The 19,362-nt window shown below is 60.7% G+C and carries 16 protein-coding genes and 1 pseudogene; 10 read left to right on the top strand and 7 right to left on the bottom strand.

What is annotated here, in order from left to right; genetic code table 11:
- Positions 1–91: 91 nt before the first annotated feature.
- The 4 genes from ABV518_RS04505 to ABV518_RS04520 all read right to left on the bottom strand — a co-directional run bounded on the left by ABV518_RS04505 (position 92) and on the right by ABV518_RS04520 (position 5,340).
- On the bottom strand, positions 92–2,248 hold the full coding sequence (locus ABV518_RS04505) for a glycogen debranching N-terminal domain-containing protein (RefSeq protein WP_367765615.1): 2,157 nt from the start codon (positions 2,246–2,248) through the stop codon (positions 92–94).
- A 498-nt stretch (positions 2,249–2,746) separates the two neighbouring features.
- Positions 2,747–3,916 carry an acetyl-CoA C-acyltransferase gene (locus ABV518_RS04510; protein ID WP_367765616.1) on the bottom strand — a complete coding sequence of 390 codons (1,170 nt, stop codon included), beginning with the start codon at positions 3,914–3,916 and terminating at the stop codon, positions 2,747–2,749.
- The gene (locus ABV518_RS04515; RefSeq protein WP_367765617.1) at positions 3,913–4,629 is read right to left on the bottom strand and encodes a CoA transferase subunit B; all 717 of its coding nucleotides are present in this window, start codon (positions 4,627–4,629) and stop codon (positions 3,913–3,915) included. The genes ABV518_RS04510 and ABV518_RS04515 overlap by 4 nt, the downstream gene beginning before the upstream one ends.
- 3 nt (positions 4,630–4,632) lie before the next feature.
- Positions 4,633–5,340, bottom strand: coding sequence for a CoA transferase subunit A (locus tag ABV518_RS04520; RefSeq protein ID WP_367765618.1), 708 nt, complete (start codon positions 5,338–5,340; stop codon positions 4,633–4,635).
- 150 nt (positions 5,341–5,490) lie between these two features.
- Here ABV518_RS04520 and ABV518_RS04525 point away from each other — a divergent pair, with 150 nt between their 5' ends.
- On the top strand, positions 5,491–6,255 hold the full coding sequence (locus ABV518_RS04525) for an IclR family transcriptional regulator (RefSeq protein WP_367765619.1): 765 nt from the start codon (positions 5,491–5,493) through the stop codon (positions 6,253–6,255).
- Between the two features lie 93 nt (positions 6,256–6,348).
- Here the strand turns inward: ABV518_RS04525 and ABV518_RS04530 are convergent, their stop codons facing one another.
- Positions 6,349–6,507, bottom strand: a complete 159-nt coding sequence (locus ABV518_RS04530; RefSeq protein ID WP_367765620.1) for a hypothetical protein — start codon at positions 6,505–6,507, stop codon at positions 6,349–6,351.
- A 996-nt stretch (positions 6,508–7,503) separates the two neighbouring features.
- On the opposite strand from ABV518_RS04530, the gene ABV518_RS04535 reads away from it, so the two are divergent.
- The gene (locus tag ABV518_RS04535) at positions 7,504–8,514 is read left to right on the top strand and encodes a Gfo/Idh/MocA family protein (protein ID WP_367765621.1); all 1,011 of its coding nucleotides are present in this window, start codon (positions 7,504–7,506) and stop codon (positions 8,512–8,514) included.
- 401 nt (positions 8,515–8,915) lie between these two features.
- On the opposite strand, the gene ABV518_RS04540 is transcribed toward ABV518_RS04535, so the two are convergent.
- Entirely contained in the window at positions 8,916–9,545 is a 630-nt protein-coding gene (locus ABV518_RS04540) for a TetR/AcrR family transcriptional regulator (RefSeq protein ID WP_367765622.1), read from the bottom strand.
- 162 nt (positions 9,546–9,707) lie between these two features.
- On the opposite strand from ABV518_RS04540, the gene ABV518_RS04545 reads away from it, so the two are divergent.
- The 3 genes from ABV518_RS04545 (at position 9,708) to ABV518_RS04555 (ending at position 12,886) form a co-directional block, all read left to right on the top strand.
- Complete coding sequence (locus tag ABV518_RS04545; protein WP_367765623.1) at positions 9,708–11,051, top strand: sugar ABC transporter substrate-binding protein; 1,344 nt, start codon at positions 9,708–9,710, stop codon at positions 11,049–11,051.
- A gap of 120 nt (positions 11,052–11,171) precedes the next feature.
- Positions 11,172–11,996 (top strand): carbohydrate ABC transporter permease, encoded by an 825-nt coding sequence (locus ABV518_RS04550; RefSeq protein ID WP_367765624.1) that lies wholly within the window; start codon positions 11,172–11,174, stop codon positions 11,994–11,996.
- Positions 11,993–12,886, top strand: coding sequence for a carbohydrate ABC transporter permease (locus tag ABV518_RS04555; protein ID WP_367765625.1), 894 nt, complete (start codon positions 11,993–11,995; stop codon positions 12,884–12,886). The genes ABV518_RS04550 and ABV518_RS04555 overlap by 4 nt, the downstream gene beginning before the upstream one ends.
- Before the next feature lie 77 nt (positions 12,887–12,963).
- Here ABV518_RS04555 and ABV518_RS04560 read toward each other — a convergent pair whose 3' ends face one another.
- Positions 12,964–13,248, bottom strand: a complete 285-nt coding sequence (locus ABV518_RS04560; RefSeq protein ID WP_367765626.1) for a hypothetical protein — start codon at positions 13,246–13,248, stop codon at positions 12,964–12,966.
- A 112-nt stretch (positions 13,249–13,360) separates the two neighbouring features.
- Between ABV518_RS04560 and ABV518_RS04565 the strand changes: the two genes are divergently transcribed.
- The 5 genes and pseudogenes from ABV518_RS04565 to ABV518_RS04585 all read left to right on the top strand — a co-directional run bounded on the left by ABV518_RS04565 (position 13,361) and on the right by ABV518_RS04585 (position 19,177).
- Entirely contained in the window at positions 13,361–14,938 is a 1,578-nt protein-coding gene (locus ABV518_RS04565; RefSeq protein ID WP_367765627.1) for a cellulase family glycosylhydrolase, read from the top strand.
- A 97-nt stretch (positions 14,939–15,035) separates the two neighbouring features.
- Entirely contained in the window at positions 15,036–15,779 is a 744-nt protein-coding gene (locus ABV518_RS04570) for a sugar phosphate isomerase/epimerase family protein (RefSeq protein ID WP_367765628.1), read from the top strand.
- On the top strand, positions 15,776–16,894 hold the full coding sequence (locus ABV518_RS04575; RefSeq protein ID WP_367765629.1) for a Gfo/Idh/MocA family protein: 1,119 nt from the start codon (positions 15,776–15,778) through the stop codon (positions 16,892–16,894). The genes ABV518_RS04570 and ABV518_RS04575 overlap by 4 nt, the downstream gene beginning before the upstream one ends.
- A gap of 460 nt (positions 16,895–17,354) precedes the next feature.
- Positions 17,355–17,493: pseudogene (locus tag ABV518_RS04580) on the top strand (IS5/IS1182 family transposase); the annotation flags it as partial.
- Positions 17,494–18,214: 721 nt separating this feature from the next.
- The gene (locus tag ABV518_RS04585; protein ID WP_367765630.1) at positions 18,215–19,177 is read left to right on the top strand and encodes a LacI family DNA-binding transcriptional regulator; all 963 of its coding nucleotides are present in this window, start codon (positions 18,215–18,217) and stop codon (positions 19,175–19,177) included.
- The last annotated feature ends 185 nt before the right edge of the window (positions 19,178–19,362 follow it).

Here is a 19,362-nt window from a genome sequence, read left to right on the forward strand (position 1 = left end):
CTTGTATCTACGTGTAGGCCACTTGACCGGAACCGAACAGACAGACGCTCATCGAACGAAGGAGCTTCACTGCGTCCGTCCAGAAGCGGGCTCAGTTTTTCGGGTGCAATCTGGCCTGTTCCATAAGCTCAGTCATCCATGGCCGGTGCCCACGATGGAACACTATTCCTTCGGGCAGTCCATGGACGGAAGGGGTGGAATCGACAATATCGATTTTGATCCGCCCACCGGCCAGAGGCGCATTAGTGATGTGCAAGTCGCCGTAGGATTCGGGGAGCACAGGATCCATCCACAGCCCACCGCGGGAAACATGCGTGTCATACCGCATCAGAGTCGTCACCAACTGGATCGGAGTGGTCGCTGCCCAGGCCTGAGGCGAGCATGCCGTCGGGTAGGCGATCGGTTTGGCGAATTGCTCACGGCTGAACCCACAGAAAAGCTCGGGCAGGCGGCCGTCGGAGTACTCGGCCGCCTCGAGCAGTGCCGTGGAGATCCGCTGCGCCTCCTCAACGAATCCATAGCGCAGCAGGCCGGCGGCGATGATGGCGTTGTCATGAGGCCATACTGAGCCGTTGTGGTAACTCGCCGGGTTGTAGGCGCCCATATCGGTCGCAAGGGTTCGGACGCCCCAGCCGCTGAACATTTCCGGAGACATGAGGCGTTGGGCTACGAGGGGCGCCTTGTCGTCATCTACGATCCCGAGCCAGAGGCAATGGCCCATGTTAGACGCGCACGCGTCAACCTGCCGCTTTTGGCCGTCCAGCGCGACGGCATAGTAGCCGCGGTTGGGCATCCAGAATTGTTCGTTGAACTGCTTCTTCAAATGCGCCGCTCGCTCCGTGAGTTCATCCGCCAAAGCCAAGTCGCCGACGTCGTATGCCATCCATGCGCGCGCCATGTACGCGGTGTAGACGTAACCCTGCACCTCGCAGAGCGCAATCGGCGCCTTAGCCAGCGTGCCGTCGGCGAAGTTGATCCCGTCCCATGAGTCCTTCCAACCCTGGTTGATCAGCCCCTGGTCGTTGAGTCGCTGATACTCGACAAACCCGTCGCCGTCCTTGTCGCCGTAGTCCCGGATCCAGTCGAGGGCACGGTCCGCGTGGGGGAGCAGTGCCATGATTGTGTCCTTCGCGAAGCCCCAACGGCTAACAGCACCCAGCAGCATCACGAACAGCGGAGTGGCGTCCACACTTCCGTAGTAGATGGATTTACCGCCTAAGGAGAGCCCGCTGGACACATCCAGCCGGACTTCGTGCAGGATCTTGCCTGGTTCCTCCTCACTCATGGGGTCCACAACGCTGCCTTGGCGATCCGCAAGTGTCTGCAACGTGCCCAAGGCAAGGGACGGGTCCACGGGAAGGGCCATTTCCGAGGCCCAGAGCGAGTCACGGCCGAACAGTGTCATGAACCACGGTGCGCCAGCGGCTACAACGACTCGGTCCGGATGGTTCGGATCCTCTATGCGGAGGGCGCCCAGGTCGTCATAGCTGCACCGTAAAGTGCGTTCGATGGACCGGTTTCCCATCTGAACCACCGGGATCTTCGCCACCCACTCCTGGCGGCGCCGGTCCCGGGGAGACAACTCGTCCCCGTCAGCGTGGACGAAGGTCGCGATTGAGGCAGTTCCCTCGGTCCTGGGCACGACGGTAACAACTGTGTTCCAGTGGCCATGCGGTGGGATGAGCACGCGGTACATGAGCCGCTCTGGCGAGGCGTCTGCTCCTGGCGCTTGGATGTGGATCCCCTTCCGAACGTCCTGCCAGATTGCCGTGATAGTGAGTGCCTGGTCTCCCGCTTGGCGAGTCTCGTGCCAGCGCCGCTGAATGCGTGCCTCTTTCACCTCGAAAAGATCGGCGAAGTCGGCATCAATACTAAGGGAGATGACGCATTGGGTCTCCCTCTGTGAGTAGTTGCGAACTGTCACCTGTTCCTGAATGCCTGCCCCGATTTCGCGTAGCCTCTCGACAATGAGCGCGCTGTCTGCATGCCCGTCCAAGCGGGGAACCCGGCCAACAAACAGCGCCCGGTACGGCTCCTTCGTTTCCGCACCCAGCGATTCCACCGGTTGGTCGTCAACGGTCAAAGTCCAGCGGGACAGGATGCGGGTGTCCTGGACGAAAAGTCCATGGGGATGCTCGGGATGGATGTCGCCGTTGGGCAGGGAGATGCAGAAGGAGGATCCTTCCACCAGAGTTAGAGCGCCTGCCCCTAAGGGCCCGGCCGCCGTATCTGCATTCCAACCAGCCATCGCCGGCTCCTCAAGAAAGGCGACGTCAACATGTTTGACCGCGCGAGTCAGGCTGCCGGTCGTCGCGCCTATACTGCAAATTCACGCTACGCCTTCATGTTCTTCGACGCCAGAACAGCCAATTCGAAATCGCCTCTGGTATTCTCTTTGCCGGAACATGCAGGCCTGTTTCGGCGCCATGCTCCTTCAAGCGTCACAACTGCACGGTCCCCTGTCTTTGGTAGCCATTTTAGAGACCCTGCCTTGCGCGAATTTTGACCAGTCAACGTCGTTCTCAGGGCGACCGCGACAGATTCGGAATTCTGTCGCCGGTTCCTACGCCGACAAGGCCGGCTGCTCAACGCCCCCTGCGCCTAGGAACCACGCAGGACTGCGTAAACCTCACGGAAAACCCGGCGCTGGCCCCGTCTTTCGGGTGCGTGTTGCGGTTTCGCGTGCCAGCGCCGGGAAGCAAAGAGTTCCCATGTTCCTAGGTGTCAGGTCTGGGGGCATTGCCTCCTACAGCGACCTAAGAATTACAGCCGATCCCTGTCCGCCTCCGCCGCAGATTCCGGCCGCCCCCAGCTGTCCCGGTCCGAGCTCGGCAAGTTGACGGGCAAGTGTCCCGACGAGGCGGGCGCCTGAGGCGCCAATGGGGTGTCCAAGCGCGATCGCCCCACCACGTGTGTTGACTATGTCCGGGCTTACCCCGAGTGTGTGGACCGATCGGACCGATACGGCGGCGAAGGCTTCGTTGATCTCGATCGCAGCCAGCTCCCCGACGCCGGTATTGATTTTTTTGAGGGCGGCCTGGATGGCGTGAGCGGGCTGGTCGTGGAGCCGCACGTGAGGCCCGGCGACCAGCGCATGTGTCTCCACCAGGGCGAATGGAGACAGGCCAAGGCGCTCAGCAGCTGCGCGGCTCACCAGGACCAACGCAGCGGCGCCGTCGGTGATCTGGGAGGAGTTGCCGGCGGTGATCGTCCCATCCTTGCTGAAGGCAGGGCGCAGTTTCCCAAGCGTTTCGGTGGTGGTCCCGCTTCGAATCCCGTCATCGCTGGTCACCACGGTATCGCCAGCGCGGGATGCCAACGTGTATGGGGCGATCTCTTCTGCATGGAAAGCAGCATGGGATTCAGCACGCTGGTGCGAGGCGGCTGCCCAGGAATCCTGGCTGGCGCGGTCCAGGACGTATTCAGTATTTCCGTCTTCGGTGGACATGCCCATCGAACGCCGTTCGAAGGCGTCGGTCAGACCGTCGATTTCGAGTGTGTCCACTACTTCCAGAGCACCGTATTCCTGCCCAACTCGGGCGTTGAACACGTGGGGAGCCAATGACATTGACTCTTGGCCCAGGGCTACGACTATGTCGGCTTCACCAGAGTCGATCAGGCGTTCGGCTGCGACCACAGCCTCCATGCCGGATAGACAGACTGCGTTCAGCGTCAGGGCAGGAACGTTCAGGGGGATGCCGGCGGCCACGGCAGATTGGCGGGCGGGGTTCTGGCCGGCTCCGCCCTGCAGGACGTGCCCGGCGATCACGCGTTGCACTTCCGCCGGATCCACACCGGCGCGGCTTAGGGCTGCGACAATGGCGTGAGCACCGAGGGCTGTAGCAGGGACGGAGGCAAAGCGCCCGTTGAAACGAGAGAACGGCGTTCGGGCGTAGCCGACGATCAGCGCGCTCATGCGCCCGCAGTTACCGGGCGCGGTGAGGACTCCGGAGCAGAGAACTGCGGCGACGTCTCACTATCCTTCGAAACGTCGAGGTCGGGGGCGACGTCAAAGGGCGCCCCAGTCACCTCCCGGAGTTCAGCGATGGTGTGTCCTGGAGCGACCTGGCGCAGAACCAAGCCTCCGTCCACTACGTCAAAGACTGCCCGATCGCTGATGATGCGGTCCACCACACCGACACCGGTCAGGGGAAGGTCGCACTCCGCAACGATCTTCGGGGCACCGTCCCTTGAGACATGGTCGGTGACCACGATGACACGGGGGGTGCCGGCGACCAGGTCCATGGCACCGCCCATGCCTTTGACGAGCTTGCCCGGAATGGTCCAGTTGGCCAAGTCACCTGACCCTGAGACCTGCAGGGCGCCCAGGATCGCGGTCTGCACATGTCCGCCGCGGATCATGCCAAAGGAGACGGCGGAGTCGAAGAAGCTGCCACCCGGCAGCACGGTAACCGTCTGCTTGCCGGCGTTGATGAGATCTGCGTCCTCTTCACCTTCATACGGGAACGGCCCCATGCCGAGAAGGCCGTTCTCGCTCTGCAGGGTTACGCGCACACCATCTGGCAGATGGTTGGCGACCATGGTCGGGATCCCGATGCCCAGATTCACATACTGGCCATCTTCGAGTTCGGCCGCTGCGATGGCCGCCATTTCATCACGAGTCCACATGGCTTATACCTCCGTGCGGACGCGTACGGTCCGCTGCTCTATGTCTTTGGTCAGGTTCATGACGGGGACAACCCGCTGGACGAAGACGCCCGGCGTGACGACGTCGTTTGGATCTAGATAGCCTTCGATCACTTCTTCGGCTTCTGCGATGGTCAGTCGGCCGGCCGAAGCGACCAATGGGTTGAAGTTGCGCGAGGTCATCCGATAGCGCAGGTTCCCTTCGCTGTCTGCTTGGTGGGCGCGCACCAAGGCAAGATCGGCTATGATCCCTCGTTCTAGGATGCAGCGACGGCCATCGAATTCGGCCTCCGGTTTGCCCTCAGCGATGGGCGTGCCAACTCCGGTGGGGGTGTAGAAGGCCGGGATGCCGGCTCCACCTGCCCTCAGGCGTTCTGCCAGGGTTCCCTGCGGGACGAATTCGACATCTAGCGTGCCAGAAAGGTACTGCTCGGCGAAGAGCTTGTTCTCTCCCACGTAAGATGCCAAAACCTTGGTCACTTGTTGATTTTCCAGCAGCAGGCCCAGACCCTTGCCGTCGACACCCATGTTGTTCGACACGATGGTCAGGTTCCGGGCGCCGCTATCGCGTACCGCTTCGATAAGTTCACGTGGGATGCCGCTGAGGCCAAAGCCGCCAACCGCGAGGACCATCCCGTCCCGGATTGTTCCGGCCAGCGCTTCCGCAGCGCTGCCCCAAAGTTTCGACGTCATACAGTAGTCCTATCCGTTCACTATGTGGTCGTTGGTTCGGTTTGGCATCACCCTAGGCTGGCAGAGTTAGATAGGTCAATGGAAGGGGGCCTTTAGGGCGCAATTGCTCGCCATGTGGTCCGGAAAAGTGAAAGCGTCCATAATGTAGACATGACTGAAACATTTCCCGGCGCCCAAGTGGTCAGCCGTATCGGCCAGGTGCTTCGGGCTGTTAGCGGCGCAATGCCTCGCGGCATCGGTACGACGGAGGTTGCCCGCGCCACCGCACTGGCTCGCCCCACTGCCCACCGCCTGCTGGCATCTTTGGCTGCCGAGGGGTTTTTGGACCACGACTCCAAAGCTGGGCGCTGGCACCTCGGGCCGGAGCTCTATCTCATGGGATCCGTCGCCGCCGAGCGCTATGACATCACTGAGTTGGCGCGCGAACATGTAAGCGCCCTTGCTGAGGAAACCGGGGAGAGTGCATTCCTATCCGCCCGACGAGGCGATGAAACGGTTTGCGTGCTGCGACGAGACGGCAGCTTTCCAATCCGGTCCTTTGTGCTCTACGAGGGCAAGCGCTTTCCACTTGGAGTCGCGTCGGCGGGCCTGGCCATCCTTTCCTTCCTGCCTCACGACACTGCCGAAAGGTACCTCATCCGTGCGGACCTGGAGAAACACTATGGCCCGGAGCACGCCCCGGACCGTCTCCGCCAGCGGATCCAAGAAACGCGTGACGCCGGATATGCAACTAACCCAGGGCTTATCGTCCAGGGCAGCTGGGGCATGGGAGCTGCAGTCTTCGACGGCGCCGGACAGCCGGCTTGGGCGCTGAGTATCACAGGCATAGAGTCCCGCTTCTCCACCGACCGGCGCCCCCTGCTTGGACGCCTGCTGCTACGCCACGCTCACGCTCTTTCCGAACAGATTAAGTGATGTTCACGCTCCGATGGAGGTGGGGCGTTTCAGGCGGGTGGGCGGTGACGAATTCATTCGGTTCACGAGCAATCGAGTCCCAAAGCAGTTGGCTCAGCGGATCTCCACTACTTGTTTCCGGTCGCTGGTCCGGAGCCAGATCGCCCGGACCAGCGGCCCCTGATTTCCGGCAGTGAGCCTGATCAGTTCCCCGGCGCCGTGGCAGGGCCAACTCTTACGGCGAATCACGGTCAGGAAGTCTTGGGTGAACATGGAGAGTGTGATGTGCTGGTCCCAGCCCGCGGGATACGTTGGGGTCCATGGCAGATGTGGTAAGCCAGTCCGGTCGGGTCCTTCAGGGATCGGCGAGCCAGTCGTCAGTGTTCTCGTCAGTGTTCGCCGCTTTCGGCGGGACGGTTGATGCGCAGCTCGGGCAAATTTGGGTCGCGTTTCATGGCGACGCGGTTGGGTCTTTGTTCACACGTGTCAATTGTTCGCGGTTTCGACGCCCCGCGGATTATCGACTTTGGGTTGACACGCGTCAATTTGGGGTGCAAGATTTGGTGTCGGAAGATCCCGCCTTGCAGCACCTCCGCAAAGTCATCAAGAAGACAATGGAGTCCCCGTGACATTCCCTGATGTCTCCCAAGACGTCCTGTGCGATGCGACCGCGCAGATTCCCGCCCGCGCAGCTCCCTGCCCGAATTCGTGACAATCTCGGGATTCGACCTCCCGTCCGAAAACTCGAAGCCCTCACTTCGAAAACACGTACTGGCTGAATACAAGCGCTCCCGGTGACCCCGGAAGCGGCGGGGCCGGTCGGTGTCATTTCCGTCGATTGGGGTCAGGCCTCTTACACTCTCAAGTTCTGCATTGAAGGGCGACCATGCATCAAAGCCAGCGCGATCGCTCCTGAAATGACGGACACAAGACAGTCTGCAAAAAGTGCAGACTTCAGAAACCCCGGCGTACTGGAAGTCACCGTTGAGACAGAGGAAGAGTTGGACAGCGTCCTGGAAGACGCCATTGCCGTCGTCTCCAGAGCAGCCAGGGAACACAAGACCGGAATCCTGATCACGCGCATAGCTAACAAAAGATATGTCGTGAGGGCGCACCCCGCCGTCCCTTTTGGACTAGTCCGACGACAGTGCCCGTAGAAAAGGCGTTACAAAACACGAGGACCAGACTTAGCGCGGGGGCACTGCGGGACGGTTCCATTTCTAAGAAAGGAAGTCCCAATGCTCGTCACTTCATCAACAGGGACCTGTCATGGCTGACCAAGTACGAATAGGTGTGCTAGGTGCCGCAAAGATTACAAAGGATGCGCTGATACGGCCGTCCAAGGACGTGGCCGGCGTTGCAGTCGTGGCAGTCGCAGCTCGGCACCCTGAACGTGCGAGTGCCCACGCAAGGAAATTCGGTATCCCTCGGGTTCATGCTTCCTACGAGGACCTGCTGGCCGACGATTGCATAGACGCGGTCTACATCCCGCTACCAGCAGCGCTGCATGGACACTGGACGATGGCGGCCCTCGAGTCGGGCAAGCACGTCCTTGTGGAGAAACCGTTTGCGGCAAACGCTTTAGAGGCAAAACGCGTGGCTGATACGGCGAACCGACTGAAACTGGTTGTGATGGAAGCACACCACACCAGTTACCATCCGCTCATGGACCGCCTCAGAGCGATCCTTGACTCTGGAGCCCTGGGATCTGTAAACGCGGCCGAGGCGAGTTTCCGGGTTCCAATTCCTCCAGGCGGGGATATCCGGTGGAACGCGGCCCTCGGTGGCGGCAGCCTGATGGACGTGGGCTGCTACCCGCTCCGCCTGCTTCTTGACCTGTTCGGCTCAGAACCCGAAGTTTGTTCGGCGATCGCCTGGACGCGTGGCGATATCGACAGGTCGATGCGGGCGACGCTTTCATTTGACGGGACTATTAGAGCAAAAGTCGATTGCTCGATCTGGTCCGGTCGGATCTTCTCGGCCCTTTTGCTTGTCCACTGTGATCGCGGACGCTTGAAGGTCACGATGCCATTTCATCCGCACGAGGGAGCCCGGATCAGCCTGGACGGACCAAATGTGCGGATACGCGAACGGTGCAGCGGACGAAGCAGTTATAGCCACCAGCTTGAGGCCTTTCATGAGGCAGTTACCCTAGGCACGCCCATTCGAACCGGAGGTGAAGCAGCGGTCACGACCATGAGACTTATCGACTCCATCTATCTCGCTGCTGGCATGCGCCCGAGGCAGCCGCTGCTTTCCAATTTTGCAGACGCGCCCTGAGTGCTCCACGCAACGGCTCGGTGCGTCTCCTGCCGCCAGTCCGGGTGAAATCGTCGGGGATCCGTGTCCAGAAGGAGAAGGCTCGCTTGTTTCCTGAAGTAAGTGCGGAGGAATTTCCCGACGTGCTTTACGGATTGCCTTTCCGGCCGCACGGATCATGGTTGCGTACCAGTGGCCGCCTTGCATGCAGCTGCTTCCGAGCCTTCGACGGACGATCACAACGACGCACGAGCGGTGGTCACGAGCTCCCAGAAGTACATTGGCGGCCTCGACGACGTCGGGATCCTCCCGATCTCATGCGGATCCTACGCGTCCGCAGCTTAGGGGTACGAGATCAGGTGCGTGACGAGTCCCGGGAGATTTGCGATAACAAGCGGTTCTACCTGAGCCAGACGAGGAAATCAGGGCAGGCCCTGCACGGCCTCCGGTACCCTCCACTCGAAGAATGCTCGCATGGCGCTGTTCATGTCGGCAGACGGATCGATCAGCCACTGAAGTTGAATTCCGTCCCAGGCGCCGATGAGCAACCGGCTCAGCACATACGGATCCCGAGCGGGGTCGACTCGGCCCATCTTCTGGTCGTACGCGAAAGCCAGCGCAAGCGACTCAGTCTTGCGCCGATATCGCTCCACGAACCAGTCGTGAGCAGGATGTGTCGGTGCCGACGACTCGGCCGCCAGAATCGCGAAGAGCCTCAGCAGCTCTGGGCGGTCAGTGCTCGAGCGCACTCGCCCTAACGTCGCGTCCGCTACGCCCCGCTCGGTGCAGGCCGCTTCGAAGTCAAATGCTTCATTGCCCGTAGTTGTTTTGTCGGCTCGTTCGAGCACCGCCTCGAGCAGTTCGTACTTGGTGCCGAAGTGATGCACGATGCTCGTCAGGCTGAGATCGAGTAATCGCGCGATGTCGCGTAGCGAACCTCCCCGGTAGCCGTGAGTGGCGAAGACCGTGGTTGCAGCGTCAAGGATCTCGATGGAGCGTTGCGCCGACTTGGCGTAGGGGCCACGAGCCCCGGTCTGCTGTAGCTCAGTCATTCGTGCCATAGTACGCCACGGCTCGGGGCCGCGGAGGGCCGGGGGCAATCGGTTTGTTTAGATTCCATTGAAGAAATTGTAGCAGTTGTTCTAATTTCAGTGTAATGTGCATCACCAAGGGCGGCTCAGGAACGAGTCCCACATGCTCACAAGGAGGTTCGCATGAATGTAGATACACGAATTAGCCGGAGGGTTGTTGTCCGCAGCCTGGCATTTGCTGCAGCTCTGCCGCTGTTGGCAGGATGCACCGTTGGCACTCCCGGTGGCACTTCCGCCAGCACTTCGGGAGTGGCAACGATCACTCTGATGGCCGGTGCCCAGGATCTCAGCGACAAGCAGATTGCTGAGTTCGAGGCCGCAAACCCGGGCATCAAGGTTAATCTGATCGTGCTTGACCCAACTCGGCTCAACACGATGCTCGCCGCCGGTAGTCCTCCCGATATCGTCGCCGGCGGCGCTTTGGGCAGCGCGAACTTCAACGCACGCGGACTGGCGACCGATCTAACGCCCTACCTGGAAGAGAGCAAAGTACTAAGGGAGGACGACCTGCAACCCGTCAACGACGGTTTCCGCTGGGACGGCAGCCACAGCGGCAAGGGCCCGTTGTACGGAATCGTCAAAGACTGGAGTCAGGACGCATCACTCTGGTACAACACTGCCCTGTTCGACAAGGCCGGCGTGCCATATCTCAGCGAGACAGAGGCGACGAGCTACGACGAGCTTCTGGAGATCGCCAAGAAGTTGACCGTTACGGATGGGGGCACCACCGCGGCATATGGGCTTGGCCTCGAGTGGGCGTGGACTCTCTACGCCCCGATGTCAGCCATGGTGATCCAGCAGGGCGGAGAGCTTTACAACGACGACCTCACTAAGATCGACTTCACCACCGACGAAGCCCGGCGAGCCTTCCAGTGGTACGTCGACTTCGCTCATGCCGGGGTCGGTCCGACGTCGCTGAATCCGCTGCCAGACTCGTCCGACTTCTCTACTTTCGCGGCCGGGCGGATGGCGATTTCCCAGGATGGCTACTGGTTTGGCGGTAATTTCGCTGCACCTGAGGCATTGAAGACCATCCGAATGGCGCCCGCACCGGTCATGGGTGACACGCGAGCCAACCCAACCTATTCCGGTCAGGGATGGTGGATTCCGGAGCAAGCCAAAAACAAGGATGCGGCCTGGAAGCTGATGGAGTACTACATGGCGGGGGCGCCTGCTCAAGCGCGGGCTTCGAGTGGCTGGGGACTCCCGGCGTTGAAGTCCCTGATGGATAAGTTGCCGCAGGAGCTTCCTTATCAGAAGAATGCGTACGCCGTTGCGCAGAACGAGCTCCAGTATGCCGTTCCGCTTCCCGACTCGCCGTACATCACAATTGATCTGCTCAACGCAACGATCGATAAGTACCTACAGAAGGCGATAAAGAAAGAGTCGAGTGTCAAGGACGCCTGTGCCGCGCTTACCGATGAGCTCAATCGGGCCCTCGCGCAGGGCAAAGAGCAGATTGGATAGTTGAGCATCATGGCGCGCAAGTGGACCCGGTACCCGAAGAGAACCTTTTATGCGTTCATTGGGCCATGGGCAATCGGTTTCGTTCTTCTTACAGCTGTACCTATGGTGTATGGGTTCCTCGTGAGCCTGACCAACTTCGACGGCAGTTCGCCACGCTGGAAGTGGGTCGGCCTCCGCAATTATCTCGAACTGTTCAATGACGGCGACGCCTGGGGAGCCCTCGGGAGAACATTGGCGTTTACGGCCATAGTGGTGCCGCTCAGCGTGGCCGGAGCGCTCGGCTTGGCCATCGTCATTAACCGTCGGCTGAGGGCAGTGGGCTTGTGGCGCACCGTTTTCTTCCTGCCCTCAGTCGTCCCCGTCGTCGCGATGGCAATAATGTGGAAACTTGTGTTCAACAAGGACGCTGGAATCCTCAACGCCATCCTTGGAGTCGCGGGTGTCCAACCCGTCAATTGGCTGGTGGACCCGACGGTCTTCTACGCCCTGATTATCCTGATGCTGTGGGGTCTTGGGGGCGGCATGGTCATCATGCTTGCCGCCCTTCAAGGCGTGCCCGTTGAACTCGAGGAGGCCGCTGTCGTCGATGGCGCCGGCCGGTGGACGGTTTTCCGGCATGTGACCGTGCCGATGATCTCGCCGATCCTCTTCTTCCAAGTAATTACCGGAGTTATTGGAGCCTTGCAGATCTTCGTGCAGCCGCTGCTGCTCACCAACGCCAGCGGTATCGCCGGAGCCGGCGCCGTTCCGGAAAGCAATCGAATGTACATGGTGCAGGTGTACCAAGAGTTCTTCCTCAGCAATCGGTTCGGCTATGGATCTGCGATGCTCTGGATCTTCTTCCTCATCGTCCTTGGCCTCACACTGGTGCTTCTGCGATCAAGCCGATCCTGGGTCCATTACGAGGTTGACACGGACGCCGAACGCGAAGGAGCCACCCGATGACCGTCACAACCCGAGAGCCTGCGCAGCGTTCAGAAGCACCCACACGCCGCAGCAGAAGCACAGCGAGAAAGAAGCTCCGCCCGGCCACCGTCTACATTCTTATCCTTGCGCTCTGCGTCTTTTTCGTCGGTCCATTCCTCTGGCTGGTGCTGGCCGCCCTCAAAACGCCGGCGGAATGGTCCTCGCTGCCGATCAGCATCCTGCCTGAGCATGCGCAATGGAGTAACTTCACATCTGCATTGACCGATATGAACTTTCTCGGCTACGCAGGAAACTCCATGATCCTCGCAACGACATATTCCTTTCTGGTCACGCTGTCCAGCGCGGCCGTTGGATTCGGATTCGCGCGGCTGACAGCTCCGGGAAAGAAGGCACTATTCGTCGTCGTGCTGTCAACGATGATGATTCCGCAAATCCTGACACTGCTGCCCACCTATGTGCTCTTCTCCCGCATCGGAATGGTCAACACTTACTGGCCGTGGGTGCTCTGGGGAATGGCTGCCTCCCCGTATTTGGTCTTCCTGTTCCGGCAGTTCTTCGCGGCGATCCCGCGTGAGCTCGAGGACGCAGCGATCATTGACGGCGCCGGTTGGCTTCGCATGTTCATCACGATCTTCCTGCCGCTATCGCGTCCTGTGCTGATTACCTCGTTCTTGCTGGCATTCACAGGGACGTGGGGCGACTACATCGCGCCAGCTCTGTTCCTCGACCTCGACCGCACCACGCTTGCCGTCGCGATCACAGCCTGGTACCAGGATCCGCACGGAAACGTCATACCGACCGTACAGGCTGCCGGCGCTGTCATGTACATCATCCCCGTGCTGCTGATCTTCTTCTTCGCCCAGCGCTACTTCATCCGATCTGCGGTCGGTTCCGGGGTTAAGGGCTGACGTTGCGATGCAAGCGCAAATAACCTTCCAAATCATTGAGAAGAGAGCTCATCATGACCTGAACACCATCTGTCCAGCTATATAGCGTCCGGGAAGCAGTCGGGAAGGACCTGTCCGGAGCCATCGCGCGTCTCGCCGAGATCGGTTTCACTGCGGTGGAACCGTATGCGTTCGCCGACCGTGCGCACGAGCTCGCTCGAGCTTTCGCCGCTGTTGGCGTCACCGCCCCGTCCGGGCACGCTTCCGTCATCGACGCGGACGACCCCGATCGGGTGTTCGATGCGGCTCAGCAGCTCGGCATCGGCGCAGTTATCGACCCGTTCGTTCCGAGTGGGAGATGGCAGACCGCTGGTGACCTGCATCGCATAGTCTCAGGCGCCTAGGTCCCGCCGGGACCGAATTTTGAGTCATTGACGATTCATAGGAGGTAATGTGAAATTTCGATCCATATTGACTGGGGCGTGTGCTCTGGGCATGCTCTTCCCGCTCATTTCCAGCTCCCCTGCGGTTAGTTCGCAGGCAGCTGAAACCAAAACGCAGAATAACGCGTCGACGCCTGCACCGGTTCGGCTCCAAACGGACGGCGGATACTTCAGGGATTCGGAGGGGCGTGTCGTATTGCTTCACGGCGTCAACCTGAACGCCAATGTCTTTCAGTATCCCGACAACAATACGCACCCTACGGGGTTCACCGCGAAGGACGCGGACTTCTTAGTCGCAAGCGGATTCAATTTCGCACGCATGGCTATCAACTGGAGCCAGCTCGTTCCGGACAGGCCGCAAGACCCGAACAACTTCACCGTTGACCAGGCCGCATTGGAGAAGATCGCTCGAGTCGCGGACCTACTTGCGTCGCGCAAAATCTACTTCATGCTCGACTTCCACCAAGGCTGCTGGGATCAGTGGCCCGAGTGGGCAATCCCCTTTGACAAGCTAGGGGGGGAGGAAACAAACTACGACCAGTTCCCGGCCTGTCACATGGTTCCTAGCGGCAACTCTAAGGCCTACGACAACCTGTTCAAGGATCCCGTAGATCCAGACACCTTGCTGCCCGGAGGCTCGACGGTCATCCCTGTGGCCGAGGTGTGGAGCGTTTTTCGCGAAGCCTGGCGTCAAGTGGCTGAGCGGTTTCGTGACACCGACTACATGATGGGCTACAACATCATCAACGAGCCGGGAACTAGCCACCTGCTCGAATGCGGTGAGACGTCAGTCGGATGCGCTCGCACAGAGGAGAAAATACAGGCCTTCCATGAATACGCCCTCGAAGGAATCCGCGAAGTCGACCCCGTCTCGACCGCTGACTCCACGGACACGAAACGGGCCGGCATCGGGCTCTTCGAGCCCCCGACCCTCTCGGGCACCAGTGGCGCTGCCACGGGATTCGGGAACGTTCCTGTGACCGATCCGAAGGTTGCCTGGAGCTTTCACGTCTACTGCGGCAACTTCGCGCAGCCCGTCCCAGGCGAACGCAAGTGTAAGGACTTGATGCTGCCTGCTTTCGAAGGTACCGGTGGCATGGGCGGCTCGGCCCGTAATGCTGCTCATCTCACTGGTGCAGATAGGGACCCGAGACGGGATCCCGCGCCACAACTGATGAGTGAGTTCGGGTCGTCTATCGATGCCACTGTCACCGACGACACCCTCGATCTGGCAGACCCGCGATTCATTAGCTGGGCCTACTGGATGTATAAGGGCTGGGACGACAGTTGGCGGGTCGGCTTGTTCGCCACCAAGGCGGACGAGGAGTGTCTGTGCTTCAACACCCCAAGTCCTCGTGCCGACGTACTTATCAGGCCCTATGCTCAGGCCACAGCAGGCACTCCCGTTTCCTACTCATTCGATGATGACACCCGGACCCTCAGCTACAGTTACCGGCCGTCCGATAAGGCATCCCTAGCAACGAGCATCGTTGTCCCGGCCTACTATGCACCTCGGGGATACACGGTCACCGTCACAAACGGACTAGCTGTTTCAGCAGCAAACGCAATGTACCTCAAGATCAAGCCGACCTCGAGTGCTGAGGTATCGGTCACTGTAACGCCCAAGTAGGTCTTCTGAGGCGCCACGTCCGGCGTCCGGTCCGTCCAGGCCGGATGCCGGACAGCCTGACTCATTTTTAGAACTACCGACTTCCCCAAGGAATGAAATGAACTACTCGATCCAGCTCTACACCCTGCGTGATGCCATCCAGGAGGACCTGCCGGGCACTATGCGAAGGGTCGCGGAGATCGGCTTCACGCAGGTGGAGCCCTACAATTTCGTGGCCACCGCCAGGGAACTCGGCGCCGCGCTGACGGACAACGGCCTGACCGCACCGTCCGGGCACGCACCCCTGCTGAGCCAGGACCAGGAGCAGATCTTCGCCGCCGCCAAAGAGCTGGGTATCACCACGGTGATCGATCCGATGGTGGGGGCGGACCGCTGGCAATCCGCGGAGGACATCCAGGCCACCGCGGTGGCGCTCAACGCCGCAGCCAAAAAGGGCGCCGAATACGGCATCCGCGTGGGCTACCACAACCACCAGTGGGAGCTGGAGTCCTCCATCGGCGGCCGGACCGCCCTCGAGTACTTCGCTGACCTGCTGGACCCCGAAGTGGTCCTTGAGGTGGACACCTACTGGGTCGCTGTCGGCGGCCAGGACCCCGTGGACATCCTCACCAAACTCGGCGACCGGGTGAAGCTCATCCACATCAAGGACGGCCCGCTGAACACGGACACCAAAGCCCAGCTGCCCGCCGGCAAGGGCAAGGTTGCCGTCCTGGACGTCGTCGCCGCCGCCAGGTCCCTCGAAGTGGGTGTCGTGGAGTTCGACGACTACTCCGGTGACATCTTCGAAGGCATCACCGAAAGCCTCGCCTACCTGAACGCAGCCGAAGGCGCCAAGGCATGAGCGCGGCAACCACCGGCCGCGGGCCGGTCGGCGTCGCCGTCATCGGCGCAGGCAACATCTCCAAGGCCTACCTGGACAACCTCACCATCTTCCCCGACCTCAAGGTCCACGTCATCGCCGACCTCTTCGAGGAAGCTGCCGAAGCCCGCGCCAAGGAATACGGCATCGCCCATTGGGGCGGCGTGGACGCGGCCCTGAACCATCCCGACGTCGAGATTATCGTGAACCTGACTATCCCCGCGGCCCACGTGGAGGTGGCCACGGCGGCTGTCAACGCCGGCAAGCACGTCTGGACCGAGAAGCCCTTCTCCCTGGACCGCGAATCCGGGCTGGGCCTGCTTAAGACCGCCGACGCCGCCGGCATTCGTCTGGGCTGCGCGCCGGACACGTTCCTGGGCGCTGGCCTGCAGACGGCCCGCCGGATCATCGAACGGGGCGACATCGGCGTCCCGCTTACCGCCATGACCACGTTCCAGACCCCTGGCCCGGAGTCGTGGCACCCCAATCCGGCGTTCCTCTTCCAGCACGGCGCCGGCCCGCTCTTCGACATGGGCCCTTACTACCTCACCGCCCTGGTCCAGACCTTCGGCTCCATCCGGAAGGTGGCCGCCGTCGGGTCCAAGGCCAAGGACGTCCGCGTCATCGGCTCCGGACCCAAGGCCGGTGAGGAATTTACCGTCGAGGTACCTACGCACGTGTCCGCGATGGCCCAGTTCGAGTCAGGCGCCTCATCCCACAGCGTCTTCTCGTTCGAATCGCCGCGCGCCCGGATGGGCTTCGTGGAGATCACCGGAACCGAGGCCACCCTCAGCCTGCCGGACCCCAACAATTTCGACGGCGACCTCAAGCTCTGGCGGGCCGGCGACGAGGAGTGGACCACCATTCCGGCCACCGGGCCTGCGAACGGCCGCGGCATGGGCGTCCTGGACATGGCTAGGTCCATCCGGGCCGGCGTCCCGCACCGCGCCACGGGAAATCTGGCCTACCACGTTCTGGACAGCATGGTCTCGATCTCCGAATCCATGGAAACCGGCACGTTCGTGAACGTCGAAAGTTCCGCCCCCGCGTCCCCGGCCCTCCCCGAGGACTGGGCACCCGAAACCGCAACCCTCTAGATAAAAAGGGCCCACGACATCCAGCTGCTATGACACCCGGCAAAAGAAGTGGTCTTGCACTTAGCGATAGTCAAAGATTCGAGCCCAGTGCCCCGTCTTACGGTGACTGATTCGAAGCCGAGGACAGCGGAGCCTCGCACCCTCCTCGGCTTCGAAGTCCGACCCGCGCCTGTTCCGTGTGTGCGGCAGTGCATGGGCGGCTCTAGTCATATCCGGAGGGAGCGGCAGTTCCTATCCGGGGAGGGCAGCGTCCGTATCGTCGTAGGTGCCGATGCCCGACTCTGTGAGATGCGGCTGCGCGCCTCAGAGTAGATTCGTTCGCAGTCGTGCAAGGAGGTCGATGACGGCAAACGTGTCCTCCGGCGTATGCTCGGTGCAATGGCGCCTTCCCTCGTTTATGGCTTCGCTGATTGCATGGATCATGGGTGCATATCCGCTCGTGAACTTCGACGCCGAAACCTACAAAGGCCGCAACCCTGCGGAGAGATCCTTCAGTCTCTTCAAACAATGGCGCTGCATCGCCACCCGTTACGACAAACTCGCACTGACCTATCGAGCCGGCGTCGTCCTCTACGGTTGTCATTTGGCTAGGCCAATAAGGAGACACGCCCCTAGGCCAACCCGGGAATGACGTAGCCCAACGCATATGGGTTCGCATACAGCCAAGGTGGAGAGCAAGGTTGGACTCTGTATAAACACTGCCTACAAGCTGCAAGCTTTCAACTAAGTTATCGCTTGTCTTTGAGCTGCTAATTTACGCAGCGACGCGCCCTTCTAGAAGGTTCGCGGAGCGCAGCCCGTAACTCTCCTTCCGGGCCTGCAGTTTTAGCTGATGTTTGGCGGAGTGGGTTCGCCTCGACCGCCTGGAGAGACAGCATGGTTGCGGTTGGAGGTGTGATGTCTTCAACTGTGTCGTTCGTGGATCTCGCCGCACGGGACCGACAGATCGACCGCCACGTGGAAGTCGGAGCCGCTGCGCCTCGTAATGGAAATGCCGGTCCGTCTCCTGATGGCTTCAGGTATAAGTTCTTGAACGGCGTCATTGAGAGCGGCGTCCCTTGTTTTGGCGTCATAGACGCATATCTCTAGTTGCGTTGGATAAGAGTTAGGCAACGTGCCCTCCGGAGTAGCCGAATGGAAAACCTTGTCGCCATAGGGGAATCCCGGCGACGGGGACCCAACCAGTCAAACACGGGTGATTGTCACGCGTCAATGCCATTACTCATACGGCTTTTGATGTATTCTGAACAGGCTATTGTTGCGCGTCAACCTTTCGGCCGAAGGGTGGGACGCGGCGGGAGAACGGGAAAGGACGCCTTGATGACAAGCAGCGCCGACGTTGCATCGCGTGCAGGTGTCTCCAGGTCGACCGTGAGTCAGATTCTGAATGGCCGAGCTCATCTGTTCACGGAGGAAACTGTCGCCCGGGTGCGGGAAACAGCCCAGACCATGGGCTACCGGCCGTCCCTGGCCGGAAGGACACTAGCCCGCGGGAAAAGTGACATCGTCATTACGCTTATCCCTGACATCACCTTTGGTCCGCCGGTTCGGGAGTTCGTGGACCTACTCACAGAAGGACTTGCCAAGTCCGGTCTCACGAACCTGCTTCGGCTCTCATCATCAGAGCACACCCTCCAGGATGCGATCGTGGGCCTTCGTCCGCATGCGATCGTGGCGATGGCTCAGTTGAGCCCCGAAGAAGCATCCCGTCTGAAGGATCAGGGAATTCAAGTGATTGGGCAGTCCACAGCTGTGCAGATCGCTGCTGATAGGGCCATTGGCCGCCTTCAGGCCGAGCATCTCCAGTCCCAGGGGTATACTCGGGTGGCCGCCGTAAGGCCGCGTTCCAAGCGGGAGCAGACTAATGCCCCACATCGCGAAGCTGGGGTAATTGAACACTGCCGCCTTCACAATATGGAAGTTCTGCCTACCCTGGAAGTCGGTTTGAGCAGCGCAGAAGCCCTGAAGGCGGTGCGCGCTTTGCCGGCCGGAAGAGTAGGACTGGCATGCTACAACGATGAGGTTGCCTTGGCCATGCTGGGGGCTGCCCAGCGTGAAGGGTTGAGCGTTCCCGCCGCTGTCGGAGTTATGGGTGTCGACAATTCCGTCATTGCCCGCGCCTCCACCCCAACGATCACGACGGTGAATATCAACTTGGAGCTGAACGTGCGTGAGCTGATAAGCCACATCATTTCCGGGCAGGACTTGCAGGTTCCGGCGGAGGCTATGGATGAATATCTTAGGGGCCTTGAAGTCGTACCTGGAGAGACCACCGGAAGCTAAAGGCCCGAGGAGTGCCTCGGGCAACGCCTTTTACTAGCACAGCGGAGGGTGGCGCACGGCACTACCTCGGGCCTAAGCCCGACGGGAGCAGTCCATTTGGCAGCCGGCGGCCATAGGTCTCCGGCAACCGCCGCCGTTACGGCCACCAGGAGCCTAGAGAAGCGTTCGATCAGACCTATGCACAG

Origin of the sequence: Arthrobacter sp. HS15c (assembly GCF_040812005.1) — a bacterium.
Classification (GTDB): domain Bacteria; phylum Actinomycetota; class Actinomycetes; order Actinomycetales; family Micrococcaceae; genus Arthrobacter.

Bases quoted from the DNA above. Each gene is read 5' to 3' on its own strand.
- ABV518_RS04510 (WP_367765616.1), bottom strand. From the start codon at position 3,916: ATGAGCGCGCTGATCGTCGGCTACGCCCGAACGCCGTTCTCTCGTTTC.
- ABV518_RS04530 (WP_367765620.1), bottom strand. From the start codon at position 6,507: ATGTTCACCCAAGACTTCCTGACCGTGATTCGCCGTAAGAGTTGGCCC.
- ABV518_RS04535 (WP_367765621.1), top strand. From the start codon at position 7,504: ATGGCTGACCAAGTACGAATAGGTGTGCTAGGTGCCGCAAAGATTACA.
- ABV518_RS04560 (WP_367765626.1), bottom strand. From the start codon at position 13,248: ATGCAGGTCACCAGCGGTCTGCCATCTCCCACTCGGAACGAACGGGTC.
- ABV518_RS04555 (WP_367765625.1), top strand. From the start codon at position 11,993: ATGACCGTCACAACCCGAGAGCCTGCGCAGCGTTCAGAAGCACCCACA.
- ABV518_RS04525 (WP_367765619.1), top strand. From the start codon at position 5,491: ATGACTGAAACATTTCCCGGCGCCCAAGTGGTCAGCCGTATCGGCCAG.
- ABV518_RS04515 (WP_367765617.1), bottom strand. From the start codon at position 4,629: ATGTGGACTCGTGATGAAATGGCGGCCATCGCAGCGGCCGAACTCGAA.
- ABV518_RS04565 (WP_367765627.1), top strand. From the start codon at position 13,361: ATGCTCTTCCCGCTCATTTCCAGCTCCCCTGCGGTTAGTTCGCAGGCA.
- ABV518_RS04585 (WP_367765630.1), top strand. From the start codon at position 18,215: ATGACAAGCAGCGCCGACGTTGCATCGCGTGCAGGTGTCTCCAGGTCG.
- ABV518_RS04575 (WP_367765629.1), top strand. From the start codon at position 15,776: ATGAGCGCGGCAACCACCGGCCGCGGGCCGGTCGGCGTCGCCGTCATC.
- ABV518_RS04505 (WP_367765615.1), bottom strand. From the start codon at position 2,248: ATGGCTGGTTGGAATGCAGATACGGCGGCCGGGCCCTTAGGGGCAGGC.
- ABV518_RS04540 (WP_367765622.1), bottom strand. From the start codon at position 9,545: ATGACTGAGCTACAGCAGACCGGGGCTCGTGGCCCCTACGCCAAGTCG.
- ABV518_RS04570 (WP_367765628.1), top strand. From the start codon at position 15,036: ATGAACTACTCGATCCAGCTCTACACCCTGCGTGATGCCATCCAGGAG.
- ABV518_RS04545 (WP_367765623.1), top strand. From the start codon at position 9,708: ATGAATGTAGATACACGAATTAGCCGGAGGGTTGTTGTCCGCAGCCTG.
- ABV518_RS04520 (WP_367765618.1), bottom strand. From the start codon at position 5,340: ATGACGTCGAAACTTTGGGGCAGCGCTGCGGAAGCGCTGGCCGGAACA.